Source organism: Pseudoalteromonas sp. SiA1 (assembly GCF_018732205.1).
Taxonomy (GTDB): Bacteria; Pseudomonadota; Gammaproteobacteria; order Enterobacterales; family Alteromonadaceae; genus Pseudoalteromonas; species Pseudoalteromonas tetraodonis.
Genome location: NZ_CP076084.1, coordinates 604,836 through 622,646 on the forward strand (window position 1 = coordinate 604,836; position 17,811 = coordinate 622,646).

The following is a 17,811-nucleotide window of genomic DNA, read 5'->3' on the forward strand; positions in this document are numbered from 1 at the left end:
AAACCAAGTATTGTTACTTTTTCAACCAATTTAAATATGGCTATGGACCTAGTAATGGCCTCGATTGGTGAGAATATGCGCTATGGCTTGGGTAAAGAACGCCCTATGAATTTGAGCCTTTGGTTATCGGCTCTGTCATCGTTTAGTGTCAGTATTATTTTTAGCCACATTCACGCATTCAGCCATATCAATTGAGCCTGTAAACGGTGTCTTTCCTTCATAACAAAACGAGCCGTTTTATATAGGAGACTGTTAAAAAAGCACTAAAACTGATAAAACTGTACTTTGCAAAATTTTAATTGCATTGAATGTATAGGCATTAACTTTATTAAGTGCATGCCATACCAAGCAAAGGGAGAAGCAATGAGCTCTGATAGCAACTATATTCGCAGACTATTAGCAACCATTGGCATTACAGCTTTAGCAATAGGCTTATTTATGCTGCTGTGGCAATTATCGTATGTGTTATTGCTTATATTTGGCGGGATTTTATTTGGTGTTTTTTTAATAGGGCTTGCGAGCCTGTTACAGCGTTGGCTACCTTTACCCAGATGGGGACTGGTAATGCTTGTTACTGCTACCGTATTGGGGTTATTAATACTTGCTGGCTACTTGGTTGGCCCTGCTATTATGGATCAGTTGTTACAGCTTAGAGAGCAAATAACTGGTGGGGTAAAACAGTTAGAAGGTTACTTGAAGGGTAAAGAGTGGGGCGAGGCTCTGCTTCAGTGGGCGCAAGGGCAATGGGAACAAGCACCACTTTCACCAAGAAAGCTGATGGGGGAAGTTTCCGGGGTCTTTTCTACTTTATTTGGTTCACTTGCTGATATATTTGTTATTTTATTTATTGGTTTTTACCTCGCATTGCACCCTAAACCTTATAAAAAAGGGGTGCTATTTTTATTTCCAAGTGATAAACGCAGCCGCATAAATGAAGTAATGCACAGTGTATATTATGCATTGAAGTTATGGTTAATGGGCCGTGCAACATCAATGATTGTGGTCGGGCTTTTAACCGCGTTAGGTTTGTGGCTTATTGATATGAAATTGATAATGGCGTTGGCATTGCTTGCGGGTTTGTTATCGTTTGTGCCATTTATAGGACCTATTGCCGCTTTGATACCTGCGGTATTAGTCGCGTTACTCAATAGCCCAACCCAAGCTGCGTATGTACTAGTCGTGTACGGTGTTGTACAAGTGCTCGAGAGTAATGTAATAACACCGTTTGTACAAAGAACAGCTGTTTCATTGCCGCCAGCAGTTATGCTTGGTGGGCAATTATTGATGGGCGCTATGTTTGGAATTCATGGCTTGGCGCTTTCAACGCCGTTGTTAGTATCAATTATTGTCACAGTGCAGATGCTCTATATACGGGATGTTTTAAAAGAGAAAATCCAACCATTAGGGCAGTGATACGTTAAAGAAAGTGGCAAGTTATATAAATATAATTTGCCACTTTTTATGCCTATTAATTAACAAGTTACTCTTGTGTAGCCAACATAAAACATATTGGTTAGATGGCTGTTTAATGTTGAGCGGCGAGGTTTGCTTTTACTCTGCAGCATGGGGTAAAACAAATGAGAGTGTGGCTAAATGCTCTGTTTTATCAAATACATTTAAATTTGTGCTTTTTTCGTCATAGATTGCGGCTACTACGTTTAAGCCTTGGTTACGCAATGGCAATGTGACCAAGCCGTCATCATTACTAATTATTGGCTCTTGATCTGGGTCGTTTACTAAATCATTGATTACTTTAGCGCCTTGAACCGCTTTGCTATTGAAAGTTATGCGGTAGCTGACTATTGCGCCTTTTTGATCTGAAAATTCGTTACCTACAGGTAGGATTTGTAATTGCTGATTTTTAAGTGCAGGTACTTGGGCAAGCGGGCCACGCAAATGTACTGCGTACTTTTTAGTATGTTCGCTTAATAGTGCATTGGGGATTTCATCTCGACCTTTAGCAAACCATTCACCTTCTTTTGTTTTACTCCACAACCCATTATCGAGCAGACAAGTAACCGCATAAACGCTTTTATCACTTAGCAGCATCATAGGCCCTGATTCAATAAGTTTTACGTTTTTTTGTTGCCAGTTTTTATTATAGCCAGTAATGCTTTTAATTTTATTTTGTCGTTTTACGGTATCTAAATCTTGTGCGCCTTCGCCATATATAAAGGCTACCTGTGATGAGCGCTCTGCAAACCATATTGCATGAGCCTGTGCTTGTTCGCTGTATGCGCTTGATATTGAAGTGACTAATGCCATGCAGGCGAAGGGTAATATTTTCATTTTTTTCTCTAAATTTAAGGAGGTATTTATTTTTCGATGTTGAATACGTTTAACTCAAAAATAAAAACAACCCCTAATAACTTTGTAAAATTTGTTGCTGTAGGGTAGCTCTTTTTATTCTGCTTGTATATTATTGCAAATAACAATTATTACCATTTGTATTTCGTGCTTGTTTAATCGGCTCTAGTTAAAAAATTTTTTAGTGAAAACTTAACCGATTAAGCTTGTATGATATCTAAGAGATAGAATGAACTTAATAAATCGATACCAAATATCAGCCCTAACAATTGCTATAAGTACCATTTTAGCGCCTTCTGTATACGCAGCTTCAGCATCAGATAACATTGAGAAAATAGCGGTTTCGGGGGTTAGACAAGCTTTTCGTGGCGATGTGCCTTTAAGCGAGCAACCACAAAGTATTGAGTTTATATCAGCAGAAAACCTCGATGACGCAGGAGTGACTACACTCACCGATATATTTGATTTAACGCCGAGTATTTCTGAACAAAATGATTTTGGTGGATTGTGGGAAAGCTTTGCAATACGTGGGTTAGTAGGCGATGAGAATATACCTTCAGGCTTTTTAATTAATGGTTTTTCATCGGGTCGAAGTTTTAGTGGTACCCGCGATACTAGCAATATTGATTATGTAGAAGTGATGAAAGGGCCTGGCTCTGCTCTTTATGGCCGTTCTGAGCCTGGCGGTACTATTAATATCATTACTAAAAAGCCACAGTTTGAAGAACAAGGCTCTTTGAAAGTATCTGCAGGGAGCTGGCAAAGTTATCGCGCTGAAGGCGACTACACTAATGCAATTAATGATCAAGTTGCTTTTAGAATAAACGGTGCAATTGAAGACGGTGAGGGTTTTAGAGACTACCACGAAAATAAAAAAACAGTGATCACACCTTCAGTTCTTTGGTTAATATCCGACACAACAAAATTAAATTATGAACTAGAGTATGTTGATCAGAATGTGACGTTTGACCGTGGTATTGTTGCTCTAGATGGGAAGATAGACGCATTACCTATTGAAATGTTTTTAGGTGAGCCAAGCGATGAACCAACAGAGGTTGATGCGATTTCTCATCAACTGACCTTTGAGCATCAAATAGGGCAATGGTCACTTTTAAATGGGCTTAGCTATAGCGATTCTAAATTTATAAGCGAATCGAGTGATGCTGAACTCGCCCCTAGCAGGCAGCTTTATTTTACTGATGGCGAAACCTTAAGTCGGCAACATAACGAGCGTGATTTTCAAACTAAAAACATCTCAGCGCGCACTGAGCTAAGTGGTAGCGTTACTGCTGCTGGGTTTACCCATCACTTATTAATTGGCGCAGATGCCAGCAAGTTTGATTTTGACAAACTTTGGTACAGATACCGCCCTACGCTTGAAGATACGCGCTATGCAATCAATATGTATAACCCCGTGTATGGGCAAACAGCACCCGAAGGCTCACTTTTATTTAACAGCACTGAAGTACAGCACAGTTACGGGGTTTATATTCAAGATCAAATCGACATCACTGAGCAGTGGAAAGTCCAAGTAGGCGGTCGTTATGATTGGTTTGATCAGCAAATAGATAATCACATTAATCAAAGTCAGTCTAAAAGCAATCAGAGTACATTTAGCCCACGAGTAGGCTTGGTGTATGCTTACTCAGACGACATACAGTATTACAGCAGTTACTCGGAAGGTTTTAGGCCAAACAGTGGTTACGATATAAATGGTGATGCATTTGAGCCAGAATCGACAACCTCTATTGAGGCGGGTGTTAAATTTAGCACCGATAACCTAAATGGCAGCTTTACTGTATTTAGCGCCGAAAAAAGTAATATGTTGACCACAGATTTGCAAGCAGGCGTGTCGACGGCGTTAGGCGAGGTAACTAGCGAAGGCGTTGAGTTTGATTTACACGGTTATATTACAGAGCGCACGTCATTTGATTTTGCCTATACCTACACCGATGCAAAAACAGCAAACGACACGGTTAATACAGATTGGTGGGTAAAATTACCAAAAGGTAGCCCTTTACTTAATATTCCTAAACACAGTGCAAATGCGCGTATTAAAAGAGAATTAAATGATTTAATCGATTTAAATGCAAGCGTTGGTATAGCTGTTCAGTATGAGGGGGAACGCTTAGGTGAAACCATAGACCCTACGTATTACTTACCTTCGTATACGTTGGTGAATTTGTTCGCAACTTACAACGTTAATGAAGATGTGATGGTACAACTGAACATTAATAACGTGCTTGATAAAGAATATTACTCAAATTCTTACTCTGCAATTTGGACTCAACCCGGTGAGCCAGTTAATTATAAGCTGAGCTTAAAATATAGCTTTTAATTTATCCTTGGGGCAGGCTTAACGATGCTTGCCCCATCACTCTATTCAGGCTTTGCATCTGTTCCAAGTAAAGTGTCAATATAGGCGAGTTCTTCGCTAAAAATACCACTAAAGAATGCAGATTGTTCAATTATTACAGCGTCATTAGGCTGGGCTTTGTAGCTTTGCTGGCACCTGGCAAGTTCGCGAGTTAACCACAGGCACTCATTACTTGCAGTGTTTATAGCTGCTTTTAAAAAAGAGGGCCATTTGATTTTTTGTAAATTAAAGCGATAGAGCATTACAGCGATACAGCCATAGGCTTGTTGTTCTTGTGATGGTGGGTTATCACTCGTTACTACGTCGCTGTTTAACAGTTTACTGTTGATAAGTGCTTGTTGCAGTGCGACCTGTTGTGATTGACTTAAAAAGCTTGTTGTCATAATGCGTGAGTAGCCCTGGTTACAATAGAAAATAGCATTTTGTATTAAAGGCTAAGCAAGGCGTTTTATGACTCATGCAGCACCGAAAAAATGCAACAACAGTGATAACAAAATTGGCCTGACTCTTTACTGAATTATTAAAATACAATTGTAATTGATTGGATAGTTTTGAAGTATATTAGCATCAATATTTTAATATCAATGCAGCGCATAACTGAGTTAGGTAATTGACTAAATAATTACTATTAGATGCGTTTTTAAAGGAATAAAGATGTTTTTATCATTTTTTAAAAATCTTTTATATTGTTTATATAGTAATTTACTCGGTCAAATCTATCACTCATCCGCAGAGACAGATGTTATTGCTTAAGGTGCTTTATCAGTTGAGTTATAAATCTACGCTAGGTGTTACTGAGAAATAAGAGTTATATACTTTATCAAGGTGTGGGTGTTATGCAGTAAGCCGTTTAAAGAAACTATGCCCAGATAAAGCGAGTAAATTTTTATTACCTAAACTGACATGTACAAAAGCAGAACGCTATTTTAAATAAGAATAAAGCCGAGTAACATTTACGTTCAAACCTTTCTGAGCCCTCAATAAAGACAAAGTCCTCACTAAATCTATCATTGTAAAAATACAGTAATAATGAAAATAAGAACAAGCTGATTGCTTAGTAATTGAATAAAATGATGCTCTGAGGAAAGCTTACATTAGTTGTGTAATTTTTATAGTTTGTATTGGTAAAACATTTTCATTTCTTTCTTAGTTATTGATTTTAAAGCTATTTAGATATGGTCTTTTTTTTGCTTGGTTATTGTTTTTTAACCCTTTAAAAATATAGCAATCAAAAAATCATTTAAGGAAGAAAAGTTATGGCAGAGTCATTTAAGTACGCAAATAATAAAGGACATGCAGGAGAGCTTCATCAAAAAGCTAATAAAGACCATCCCGTAATGACAACCGCACAAGGTTGCCCTATTAGTGATAATCAAAATTCATTAAAAGCAGGTCAACGCGGACCAGGACTATTGGAAGATCATGTGTTACGAGAAAAGTTGTTTCACTTTGATCACGAGCGAATTCCTGAGCGAGTTGTTCACGCAAGAGGGTATGGAGCACATGGTTACTTTGAAACGTATGATGCTTTAGATGATTTGACTTCTGCTGATATTTTTCAACGTAAAGGTGAAAAAACACCTGTTTTTGCACGCTTTTCAACAGTGGCGGGTAATCAGGGATCGCCTGATTTAGCACGTGATGTGCGAGGTTTTGCCGTTAAGTTTTATACGCAGGAAGGTAATTGGGATCTGGTAGGCAATAATATCCCAGTTTTTTTCATTCAAGACGCGATGAAGTTTCCCGACCTTATACATAGCGCAAAAGCAGAACCAGATCGTGGTTTTCCACAAGCGCAAACAGCCCACGATAATTTTTGGGATTTTGTAAGTTTGTCGCCAGAATCCATGCACATGGTTATGTGGGCAATGTCAGATAGAGCTATCCCGCGCTCATTAAGGTTTATGGAAGGATTTGGCGTTCATACTTTTAAGTTTATTAATGCACAAGGTGAAGAAAAATTTGTTAAGTTCCACTGGAAACCTAAAGGCGGTATGCAGTCAGTGGTTTGGAATGAGGCATTGAAATTAAATGGCGCTGATCCTGATTTTCATCGTCGTGATATGTGGGAATCAATTAATAGTGGAGACTATCCAGAATGGGAGTTGGGCATTCAAGTATTTGATCAAAAATTTGCTGAAGAGTTCGAGTTCGATGTTTTTGATGCCACTAAACTGATACCCGAAGAGCAAGTACCAGTTAAAATTATTGGTAAAATGGTGCTCAATCGAGTCGTAGACAACTTCTTCGCAGAAACCGAACAGGTTGCATTTTGCACACAGAATATAGTACCAGGACTTGATTTTACTCCTGATCCTTTATTGCAAGGCCGTAATTTTTCTTACCTAGATACACAAACCAAACGCCTAGGTGGGCCTAATTTCACACAAATTCCTATTAATGCAGCAAAATGCCCGATGAGACATTTTCTTCAAGATGGCCACATGGCAATGCAGAACCCTAAAGGCCGGGTTAACTACGAACCTAATTCATTCAGCGGGGGTGAAAACAACCCGCGAGAGTGCCCTGTACACGGATTCAAAAGCTCAGAATCTGAAACTGACGGTGGTAAATTACGCTATCGCTCAGAAACATTTAGTGATCACTATAGCCAAGCACGACAATTTTATTTAAGTCAAACCGACGTTGAGCAAACGCATATTCAAGACGCTTTAATTTTTGAGTTATCTAAAGTAGAGCATTTACGTATCAGAGAACGCGTGGTTTCTCATCTGTTAAACATTGATAACAAGCTTGCTGAGAAAGTTGCATTGGGTTTAGGTTTACAAACTATGCCAGATGCGGCAGAAGCGGCGCTTGATACCCGTCAAGATTTACCAGTATCTGATGCGCTAAGCATTTTAAAAAATGCGCCAAATACATTTAAAGGCAGGAAGCTTGGTATATTAGTAAGTGATGGTTTTGATGCTGAAACCTTTAACTTATTAATACAAAGCCTTAAAGAGGAAGGTGCAAGCCATGAAGTTATTGCGGCTCAAGTTGGTGGTGCTAAAAATAGTAATGGCGAGATTGTTGAGGCCGATCAGGTGATTAACGGCGGACCTTCGGTGCTTTACGACGCAATAGTTCTGCTTACCACTAATGAAGGCGCTAAAAAGCTTGCTGAAATACCGGAGGCGAAAGATTTTGTCAGTGATGCTTATGCACATATGAAGTATATCGGCTTTAGTGATAAAGCAGCTCCTTTAATCGAGGCTACTGGTTTAAATGGACAACTTGATGATGGCTGGTTGGATTTAAATAAAATTTCCGCAAGTGAGTTTGTCTCAAAAATTCGTAACCTTAGGTATTGGAGTCGATAAATCGTATAACAAGGGCTAGTGAGAACTAGCCCTTGTTATTGATGGCACCGTTTTATTTGAGGATTACAAAAATTTAAAGGAATAAAATGAAACTAATTTATGTCGATGATAACTTGCCGGGCATAACTCGTAAGAGGCATGAAAACCAATGGGTTTATTATGATCCTGCAGGAAAGAAAATACATGATAACGATGAAATAAAGCGTTTAGACAATCTCGCTTTTCCCCCCGCATACAAAGATGTATGGTTATGTCCAGAAGAAAATGGGCATATTTTAGCTACTGGCTACGACAGCAAAGGCCGCAAGCAATACTTTTATCATCCCGAGTTTAGGGAGCAGCAAGAGCTTAAAAAGTTTGAAGCATGTGTTTTATTTGGAAATAAACTGCCTTTGTTAAGAGCAAAACTATCGGAATATTTGCGAGGTAATGAGCTAGATTACCAGCGCACGATCGCAGCCGTTGTACGTTTAATGGATCTTGGAGCCCTGCGCGTTGGCTCTAAAAAAAATGCCAAACATAATAATAGTTTTGGTGCTACAACATTGCGTAGCCGGCATGCAAAACTAACGGGTAAAAATATTCGCTTAAAGTATAAAGCAAAATCCGGTAAGCAAAGAGAAGTGAACATAACAGATAAAGTGCTTAGCTCTATCATACAGCAGTTGCAAGATTTGCCTGGGCAGAGCTTATTCCAATATATCGATGAAGGCGAGTATTGTGATGTTACCTCCAAAGAGGTGAATGAGTTTATTCAAAGTGTTATGGGCGAGCAGTTTAGTGCAAAACATTTTAGAACATGGCGGGCCAGTGTTTTGGCATTTGAAGTCTTACATAAATCAAACGGCCAGCTTTCGCTTAAAGATATGTTAGATAGCGTTTCAAGTAATTTAGGGAATACCCCAGCAATAGCTCGTAATTCATATATTCATCCAAAGTTGATTGAGCTGTGTAAAGGAGGCAAGGAAGCTCTAAAGGACTTTAATAACTTAGACAAACTACCCCGTAAGACTAAGTATCTGAGTCGCTATGAACGTGGGTTGTTGATATTTTTAGAAGAACAATGCTAATAACGTTAGTCTCTTTGTAATTCTACTCATATTTCAATCGCTTGAGTGATACCTATGTGTGTGAACTTTTTACAACTTCTAGCAACTTTTACTTTAAAGCCTAGAGTTTCACTCTACTTTTTTATTTATCTAGCTGATTTTAAAGGATTAAAACTTTGGTTTGAATGTTGCTAATTACTAAGCGTACTTTCTTAAACAAATAAAGGAGTTATTATGAGTACTGTTATTACTGGGTTATTCGATAATGCATCACAAGCAACATTAGCAATTTATAGATTAGAAGCTTTAGGTGTAAGTGAGGCGGATATAAGCATTGTCGCTAACGACTCGTATACAAAGGAAGACTTTGCTGTAGATGAAGGGACCAAAGCAGCAGAGGGCGGTTTGTTGGGCGCTGCATCTGGTGGCGTGTTAGCGGCAATTATTGGTGGTTTTACCGCTGTTGGAGCAGTCGCTTCTGGTGGTGCCGGCTTATTAGTTGCAGGTCCTTTGGTTTCAGCACTTGCAGCTGGTGGCGCAGGTGCTGCCGTTGGTGGGACTTTAGGCGCAGCAATCGGCGCATTTATTCCAGAACATGAAATTAAGTATTATGAAGACGCAATTGAGAAAGGTTCAATACTCGTCGGTGTTAAATATAACAGCGATAACAAAAATAGTGTTGAAGAAATTCTTGATAATGCTGGTGCAAGCAAGGTTTCAAAAGCGTAATATTTTAGAATGCGCTATCAGTATCTAAAATGTATAAAGGTGGAACTGCGTTCCATCTTTTTACGTGTTTGAATTTAAAACTATCTGAGTTTGGTATATTAATCTATATTGGCAACCAATGAATTACTTAGCCCACCTTTATTTAGCACAGCCTACGGCTGATTCTCATTTTGGCAATTTGCTGGGAGATTTTGGTGGCCAACGACAGGTAACGCATCTACCTACAACTGTAAAAAGTGCGCTAGATAACCATTATTTAGTGGATAAATTTACTGACACACATCCTCTAGTAAAAGAAGCTAAGCAGCTTTTTTCAGCCAAGCGCAGGCGCTTTGCAGGTGTGGCAGTTGATGTGGTGTTTGATCATTTTCTTATTGCGCATTGGCAGCAGTTTAATAACCAATCACTAATTGATTTTAAGCACACCAGTTATGACCTTTTGGACAGGCGTATACCTGTAATGCCACAGAAAATGCAGCGTGTAGTAACCAGTATGACGAAAAACGATTGGTTTAAGGAGTACGAAAGCATTGATGGGGTAGGGCGGGCGCTTGATAATATTGCTAAACGTATTCGCTTTACTAATAATTTTGCAGGTACCGCTGAAGATATAATCCGCCATTATAGTGAGCTAGATGAGCTCTTTTTAGCGTTTTTCCCTGAGCTGATTAAGCACGTTAATGAGTTCAATTTGGAAAGCGCACCAAAGTAGAGTGCGCTTACAAAATAAGTGGTTTAGTCGTCTGGTCCTTTTAGGGTAAATACTAAATGTTTGCGCATATCTTTTAAAATTACGCCTTTTTTGAGCATGGCACCGCTTAAGCGTTTTTGCCACTTTAGTAGCTCCGGCTCTGCGGCTGTAAGTGCTTGTTGGTTTTCAAATTGAAAACACATTAGTAAAGAACCTGGAAATAAATGATATTCCACATCAAACCAGCATTGCAGCATACCTGGGATTTCAGCACGGCCTTGCTCTTCTATTTTGTCAGCAACATTGAGAACGAGAGCTTGTTGTTTTACTTGCACAGCAGATAGTTTTTTCATGTGGAGATCCAATTTAGAGGCTAAAAATACAGCCGGAATATTGCATTATACCCAAGCTTTCAGGGTGATAACAATGTTAGCCATACTTTAAATTAGATGGCTCACTGTGAATATTGATTGTAGTTAGTTTGGTAGTACAACCAGTTTGAATACACTATTTATCAAGGGAAATTATGAATTATATAGCTGTTTGTTTCGTTATTATTTTTATGTTGTCAGGGTGCTCTGAAGAGCAAGTTTCTGAGCAAAAATTAAAACCTGTTTCTGTCATAGAGTTAAATAAAACTAAATCGTTTGATAGTCGTATTTTATCAGGTGTTATCCAACCTGCTAATACAGCCACTTTAATGTTTGAGGTTAGCGGCAAGGTTGAAGACGTTTTTTTTGAAATTGGTGAGTCTTTTAAAGAAGGTGAGCCGTTAGCTAGGCTGGAACAAACAAAATATTTATTGGCAGTGCAAGAGGCCAAAGGGCAGGTCTCTAATGCTAAGGCTATGCTGCTAAATGCTAAGCAGGACTTTGAGCGCAAAGCATCACTGGTTGATGATGGCGCTGTGTCACGCGCGCAATACGATGTAGTAAAGTCGCAATATGAGAGTGCCAAAGATAAAGTCGATATTGCTAAAGTTCGACTAGCGATGGCAAAAGAAGAGTTACAAGATACCACGCTAATTGCGCCCTATGCAGGGACTATTTCAAAACGTAATATTGAACCTTCACAACAGGTAAGCCCAAATACATCTGCATTTATAATTCAAGGTAAAGAAAATTTTGAAGTCTCTATCCTTGCCCCTGAAGCGATTCTCTCCTCATTAGCTATTGATAAGCCTGCTAAGGTAACTATTTCAGCATTAGATAAAACGTTGAATGCCAAAATTAAAGAAATTGGCACAGCTGCTCAAGGCGCGAATGCGTTTCCTGTTATTTTAAAAATATCTGAAAATGATGTTGCAGACATTAGAACGGGTATGAGTGCTGAAGTACAATTTAAACAACAGCAGGAAGCCACAGATGCTTTTGTAGTACCTGTAAGTGCCATTATGGCGCAAGAAAATAATCAGCATTTTGTTTTTAAGCTGTTACCTACAGCGCAAGCTGAATCACAACAAGCAGGTTATGTTTTACAAAAAATAACCGTGGACGTAGTAACGTTTTTTGCGCAGAAAGCGCAAATTAAAGGCGATTTAAAAGAAGGGGAGCGAATTGTTAATGCGGGAATGGCTTTTTTACACGATGGGCAAAAAGTGACGCTTATCGAGGGTGAAATCAAGCGCCTTAATCCATAACCCGTGACGGAGATTTAAACGATGAAAATCCCTACTATTTCAGAGCTTGCTCTTGATCATAATCGCTTGATGCTGGCCATCGTCTTTGGCCTTATGCTATTTGGCGCATTTAGTTATTATCAACTACCCAAACAAGAAGATCCTAAAATAAAAATTCGTGAGGCGGTTGTAACAACCGCTTACCCTGGCATGAGCGCAAAAAAAGTAGAGCTGTTGATCACTAAAACACTCGAAGAAGCGATACGTGAAATGCCCAGTATTGCCGAAATTCGTTCAGTATCTATTCCAGGTCGCTCTATTATTCACGCAGAGCTCAAGCAAAGTGTTGAGCAAAGTGCGTTTGATCAGCAGTGGGATATACTGCGTGACCAAATTAACGCGGTTCGAGGTGAGCTACCCAGTGGTACTTTACCTTATGTGATTAATGATGATTTTGGTGATGTTGCCGTGTTAACGGTGGCACTTATTGCAGATCCCGCTTATAGCATGGGGGATCGCCAAGATGTGGCGCAACATATTGCCGATATGATGCATCAAGTCGAAGGCACAAAAAAAATTGATATTTTAGGCATTCAGCAAGAGCGTATTTTTATTGAAACTAAAAACGCTAAGCTCGCTCAGTTAGGGATTGCACCCACACAATTGATTGCGGCTTTAAAAAATCAAAATATTATACGTCCCAGTGGCATTATTGATGCCGATGGTGAAAACTTTATTATCCAGCCTTCTGGGAATTACCAAAGCCTAGCTGATATACGCAATACGCTGATCACTGTTCCCAATCAATCACAAACCATCTTATTACGTGATATTGCCAAAATAAGCCGTGAAGTGATCGACCCCCCATCAAGAACAAGTTACTACAATGGCCGTCAGGCCATTATTTTTGCAATCTCTAAGGATGAACAAGCGGATGTGCTGAAGTTCACTCCTAAAATGGAAGCGATGATAGCTCAAATTAATCAAACTATACCTGCGGGCTATCAATTAAAAAATATTACCCGACAAGCTGATGTGGTTGCCGATGCTGTATTTGGTGTGAGCTTTAGTGTGTTACAAACCATTGTTGTTGTCTCTATTGTGGTTATTATGTTTTTAGGTCTACGCACCGGCTTGATTGTAGGTTCGATTGTACCTGCAGCTATTTTAATCACGCTTTCAATTATGAACTTTATGGGTATTCCGCTGGAGCGTATGTCGCTTGCCACGTTAATTATAGCGCTTGGGCTACTGGTTGATGATGGCATAATAATGGCTGAAGATTTTAAAAAGCGTATCGAAGAGGGCGAAACGCGTGACGAAGCTATTCGTAATACCTCGGGTACGCTTGCGATACCCTCTTTAACCTCATCGTTGACTACTATTCTTGTGTTTTTGCCATTGATGTTGGCGCAAAGTAGTGCGGGTGAATATACACGCTCTATTTCGCTGGTGGTGTTAATTGCATTGCTTATTTCATGGGCGTTGAGCCTTACCTTTACTACTTACTTGTGTCATCGCTTTGTGAAAAAGGAAACGAGGCAAAGGCAAAATATTATTCGCCGGAAAATTAATGGATTTTTCGATAGCCTTAGTCCGCTTTATGAAAAAGTATTAAGACGAATTATGCGCGCTCGTATAGCTTTTGTTGTTGTGATATTGGGGCTATTTTTTGTTGGTGGTTGGGCTATGAGTTTAGTGCCAGCTAAGTTTTTTCCAGACTCCGACCGCGCACAAATTTTAGTGTATTTAGATATGCCAGCTGGTACGTCAATGCGTAAAACTGATGCAACGATACAAGCCATTTTAAAAAAATTGGATGATAAAGCACGTTTTCCGCATATTAAAAAATATGCTGCTTATGGTGGATTTGGCGGGCCACGGTTTGTTTTGTCACTCACACCGATTGATCCTGAGCCTTCAAAAGCATTCTTTATGATTGATGTTGGAGAGCGAAAACTAGCTGAGCCAACAATAAATAGCGTGCGCGACATGTTTGCTCAAGACTTTCCTGAAGTTATGGGGCGCGCCACTAAAATGTTTTTAGGGCCATCAGATTCTTCACTGATAGAGATTCAAATTAAAGGCCCAGACAGTAATTATATTTATTCTATTAGCGAGGAAATTAAAACCTTATTGCGTAATACAGACGGCGCATTCGATATTAAAAGTGATTGGGAAAACCGCATTACTACACTTAAAGTTGAGGTTAACCAGCAAAATGCTCGTCGTGCTGGGGTTAGTTCAAACGATGTTGCACAAGCATTAGAAACCTACTTTTCGGGACGCACAATCTCTGAGTTTCGTGAAGGTGATGACATATTCCCCATTGTGTTAAGGGCACAAAACAGTGAACGTTACGATCTAGACCGTATTAACAGCGTAAATGTTTATTCTTCGGCTCGAGGCGTTAATGTTCCTTTAATGCAAGTGGCCGACATTCGCTATGAAACGCAATTTGCGCGTATTGCGCGTGAAAATTTATTTCGTACTGTAACAGTACAAGCTAAAAATCAGATTATGTCGGCGCAAAGTATGGTGCCATTAATTGAAGGAAAACTTGATAAAATAAGAGAAAAATTACCCCCTGGTTATGAAATAGAATATGACGGTGTAATTGGAGACTCTGCGGAATCGCAAGCGTCAATTTTAGCTAACTTACCGCTGTGTATTGCCATTATGGTGTTTATTATTATTGCGCAATTTCGCTCTTACCGTGCAACTAGTATTGTGTTTTTGACTGTGCCATTGATCATCATTGGTGCCGCTTTTGGTTTGTTAATTATGCAGGCAAACTTTGGGTTTATGGTTATTTTAGGTCTATATGCGCTTGCCGGAATTATCATTAATAATGCGGTTATATTAATTGACCGTATTAATATTGAACGTAAACAAATTGAGCACAGTGAACAACAAACCGCTGAGCAGTATAATCAGCAAAATTATGAGGCGGTGATCAGCGCTTCTTTAAGACGTTTACGACCTATATTAATGTCTACTTGTACAACAATAATAGGCTTAATGCCGCTCATTTTATCTAAAGATGTTTTGTTTTATGGCCAAGCAAGCACTATTGCGTTTGGTCTTGCAATGGGAACAATTTTAACATTAGGGTTTGTTCCGGTTGTGTATACTTTTTTCTTTAAAATAAAGCCGGTTCAAGCAGATAAACAACAAACCCAGCGTGAGTTAGAGCAGGCTTAATACGAAGGGCTGATAATAGTTTCATCCCTATTTAGTGGTAATTTTAGCCACTAAATAGGCCTGTTTTATTCATGCTTTATTTGTTTAGATAAAAACAAGTTAGTAACGTCTGCGACTTTGATTAACGACTTTTTATCAGCTTGACTCCAAGTTACCTTTGAGCCCACACTTTCACAACAAATGACACCTAACGGTTTGCTATTAAGTGTATAAATGTAATCAAGTAAAGAATAAATATCGAGAGGCTCAAAGTAAGAGTGAGAGAATGGCTTGGTTACTTCGTTATTTCTGGCATCAGAAGCGTCGAGTACTTGGTTAGCTAAAATATAGTTGAAATAAGCAGGGGAGTTTTCTGTGTATAGAACAGTTCCACTTAACACGTCATTATTTTCATCAAGGCAAGCTAAGCAATTTAATGCACTGTAATCTTTATTAAATAACCACAGACTGACTCGATTAGCATTGGGAATAAGCGCTTTTAACTCTTTGCATATTTGCTTTAGTTTCCTGTCACTAGAAACATTAGGATCGCTAATTTTTACTGCTAAGTTTTTTAAGTTAAGGTTTTTAGGATTATAAACATTGAGTAAGCTATTGAGCTTAGCTTTATCAAACGGTTTAGTTAAGTAGCCATCCATACCAATATCTAAATAATGCTCAATGTCTTGTTTTAGGGTATTTGCTGTCATAGCTATAATCGGAACTGTTTTACCTGTAGGAAGCGCTCTAATAGCTTGCGTAGCTTTTATGCCATCCATTTCAGGCATTTGTATATCCATGAAAATTAAGTCTACCGAGTGCTCCTTGAAGTACTTAACGCATTCTTTACCGTCCTCTGCGATAATTAAATTAGCATTATGTGCTTTGAGCATTTTAACAATAATAAGCTGATTTATTTTATTATCTTCGGCAATTAAAACAGTACTACCTTGAAGGTTTGTTATATCAGTGCACTGCTTCGAGGTTGGTGGCAATAAAGCAATCTCAAAGCTTTGCTCATAGGTAAACGTGGAGCCCTTATCTATTTTGCTGGTAAAGCTAAGGTGCCCCTGCATTAACTCACTTAAACGAGCGCAAATTGATAAGCCTAAACCTGTGCCTCCATATTTCCTTGAGGTTGATGAGTCGGCCTGATGAAACTCTTTAAATAAATGTTCTTGAACAGTCTCATTAATACCAAGGCCTGTATCAATAACTTCAAAGGTGAGTACTTGTGTTTGCAATGTACTATTTTTAACACTTATCTTCAGCTCTACTTGGCCAAAGTTGGTAAATTTAATCGCATTTGAGCACAGGTTATTTAAAATTTGCGAAATCCGAAGAGGATCGCCTTTTAAATTGTCTGCTATTTTTGGGTCTATCGATGTAATCAGCTTTATGCCTTTAGCAGATGCCTGCTGTAACAGGGGTTTTATTACATCGCTAATAACCTCATTAAGACTGAAGTTGATATGTTCAATTTCTAATTTGCCAGCCTCAATTTTAGAAAAGTCTAAAATATCGTTAACAATATTTGATAAGTAATGTGCTGACTTTAATATGCTTTTTAAGGTGCTGTTTTTTTCCTCTGTTGTTGTCTCTGAGATAGCAAACTCAGCTAAATTTAAAATTCCATGTAATGGGGTTCTCAGCTCATGAGTTATATTTGCCAAAAATTTACTCTTTGTGTTATTGGCGATATCCGCGGCTTCTTTTAACTTTTCTAGCTCTTTATTGTGCTCTTTTTGTTTTTCTAACGCCATAAACAGCTTTTTATTATTAAGCCGAAGCTCTAATTGCGCAATAACCTCTTTGCTCAAAACCGTGAGTGCATTTATTTGTTTGCTTGAAAGCTTTTTTGGTTTATCGCTAATAACACATAACGTACCTATAGCGTTTCCTCTTGGTGTGATGAGAGGTGCACCTGCATAAAAGCGAATATTTGGGTCGTTTGTAACTAAGGGATTATCGTGAAAGCGGGTGTCAGTAAGTGCATTTTGAACTTCGAATACTTGGTTTTCTAGAATTGCGTGAGAACAAAACGAGATATCTCGTGCGGTTTCGGCTACATCAATACCATGCTTTGACTTAAACCATTGCCTGTCAGGATCAACAAGACTTATTAGTGAGATTGGCGTTTCGCAAATATCAGATGCAAGCTGGGTTAAATCGTCAAAGGATTTTTCAGCTTCAGTGTCTAAAACGTCATACTCATATAAGTCTTTTAGCCGTGATAGTTCATCCTCAGGTGTTGACGCTTTTATCATTATGTAACCTTGTTTTTGTTATGCTTAACAATGAGTAATAGAATAAAAATAATAACGCATTAGCTAGGGTCTGTTGACCTTTCAAGGTTAAATTTGCAGCAGTCTGTTTGGCATTTAGGCAAGGCAGCGCCTATGTGGTGTGGTTGTTCCCCATAAATAGGCGATAACGCAGCATCAATACCAAACAGGCGCTGCCCGAAGGGTTCTGCCTAGGGGCGATTTACTCTTTGTTGCTCGGTTTTTACTTAGCCCACTAGGTTACAAACC

General features: G+C 38.9%; 13 protein-coding genes. 9 read left to right on the top strand and 4 right to left on the bottom strand.

Annotated elements, in window-relative coordinates; translation table 11 throughout:
- Positions 1-54 precede the first annotated feature (54 nt).
- On the top strand, positions 55-195 hold the full coding sequence (locus KK487_RS02800; RefSeq protein ID WP_013464101.1) for a hypothetical protein: 141 nt from the start codon (positions 55-57) through the stop codon (positions 193-195).
- Between the two features lie 168 nt (positions 196-363).
- Complete coding sequence (locus KK487_RS02805; protein WP_096038163.1) at positions 364-1,413, top strand: AI-2E family transporter; 1,050 nt, start codon at positions 364-366, stop codon at positions 1,411-1,413.
- Between the two features lie 138 nt (positions 1,414-1,551).
- On the opposite strand, the gene KK487_RS02810 is transcribed toward KK487_RS02805, so the two are convergent.
- Positions 1,552-2,289, bottom strand: a complete 738-nt coding sequence (locus KK487_RS02810) for a DUF4198 domain-containing protein (protein WP_215521974.1) — start codon at positions 2,287-2,289, stop codon at positions 1,552-1,554.
- 247 nt (positions 2,290-2,536) lie between these two features.
- Between KK487_RS02810 and KK487_RS02815 the strand changes: the two genes are divergently transcribed.
- Complete coding sequence (locus KK487_RS02815) at positions 2,537-4,645, top strand: TonB-dependent siderophore receptor (protein WP_215521975.1); 2,109 nt, start codon at positions 2,537-2,539, stop codon at positions 4,643-4,645.
- Positions 4,646-4,686: 41 nt separating this feature from the next.
- Here KK487_RS02815 and KK487_RS02820 read toward each other — a convergent pair whose 3' ends face one another.
- Entirely contained in the window at positions 4,687-5,067 is a 381-nt protein-coding gene (locus KK487_RS02820) for a hypothetical protein (protein WP_215521976.1), read from the bottom strand.
- Between the two features lie 873 nt (positions 5,068-5,940).
- Here KK487_RS02820 and KK487_RS02825 point away from each other — a divergent pair.
- The 4 genes from KK487_RS02825 (at position 5,941) to KK487_RS02840 (ending at position 10,497) form a co-directional block, all read left to right on the top strand.
- Positions 5,941-8,007 carry a catalase gene (locus tag KK487_RS02825; protein ID WP_215521977.1) on the top strand — a complete coding sequence of 689 codons (2,067 nt, stop codon included), beginning with the start codon at positions 5,941-5,943 and terminating at the stop codon, positions 8,005-8,007.
- Between the two features lie 86 nt (positions 8,008-8,093).
- Positions 8,094-9,077 carry a DNA topoisomerase IB gene (locus tag KK487_RS02830; RefSeq protein ID WP_128583500.1) on the top strand — a complete coding sequence of 328 codons (984 nt, stop codon included), beginning with the start codon at positions 8,094-8,096 and terminating at the stop codon, positions 9,075-9,077.
- A gap of 213 nt (positions 9,078-9,290) precedes the next feature.
- A complete protein-coding gene (locus KK487_RS02835; RefSeq protein ID WP_013464109.1) occupies positions 9,291-9,785 on the top strand; it encodes a general stress protein in 495 nt (164 codons plus the stop codon).
- Positions 9,786-9,903: 118 nt separating this feature from the next.
- Entirely contained in the window at positions 9,904-10,497 is a 594-nt protein-coding gene (locus KK487_RS02840; protein ID WP_013464110.1) for an acyl carrier protein phosphodiesterase, read from the top strand.
- A 23-nt stretch (positions 10,498-10,520) separates the two neighbouring features.
- Here the strand turns inward: KK487_RS02840 and KK487_RS02845 are convergent, their stop codons facing one another.
- Entirely contained in the window at positions 10,521-10,829 is a 309-nt protein-coding gene (locus tag KK487_RS02845; protein WP_010390782.1) for a hypothetical protein, read from the bottom strand.
- Between the two features lie 173 nt (positions 10,830-11,002).
- On the opposite strand from KK487_RS02845, the gene KK487_RS02850 reads away from it, so the two are divergent.
- A complete protein-coding gene (locus KK487_RS02850; RefSeq protein WP_215521978.1) occupies positions 11,003-12,115 on the top strand; it encodes an efflux RND transporter periplasmic adaptor subunit in 1,113 nt (370 codons plus the stop codon).
- Between the two features lie 21 nt (positions 12,116-12,136).
- Entirely contained in the window at positions 12,137-15,298 is a 3,162-nt protein-coding gene (locus tag KK487_RS02855) for an efflux RND transporter permease subunit (RefSeq protein ID WP_128583504.1), read from the top strand.
- Positions 15,299-15,363: 65 nt separating this feature from the next.
- Here KK487_RS02855 and KK487_RS02860 read toward each other — a convergent pair whose 3' ends face one another.
- Positions 15,364-17,544 (bottom strand): GAF domain-containing hybrid sensor histidine kinase/response regulator, encoded by a 2,181-nt coding sequence (locus KK487_RS02860; protein WP_215521979.1) that lies wholly within the window; start codon positions 17,542-17,544, stop codon positions 15,364-15,366.
- Positions 17,545-17,811 lie beyond the last annotated feature (267 nt).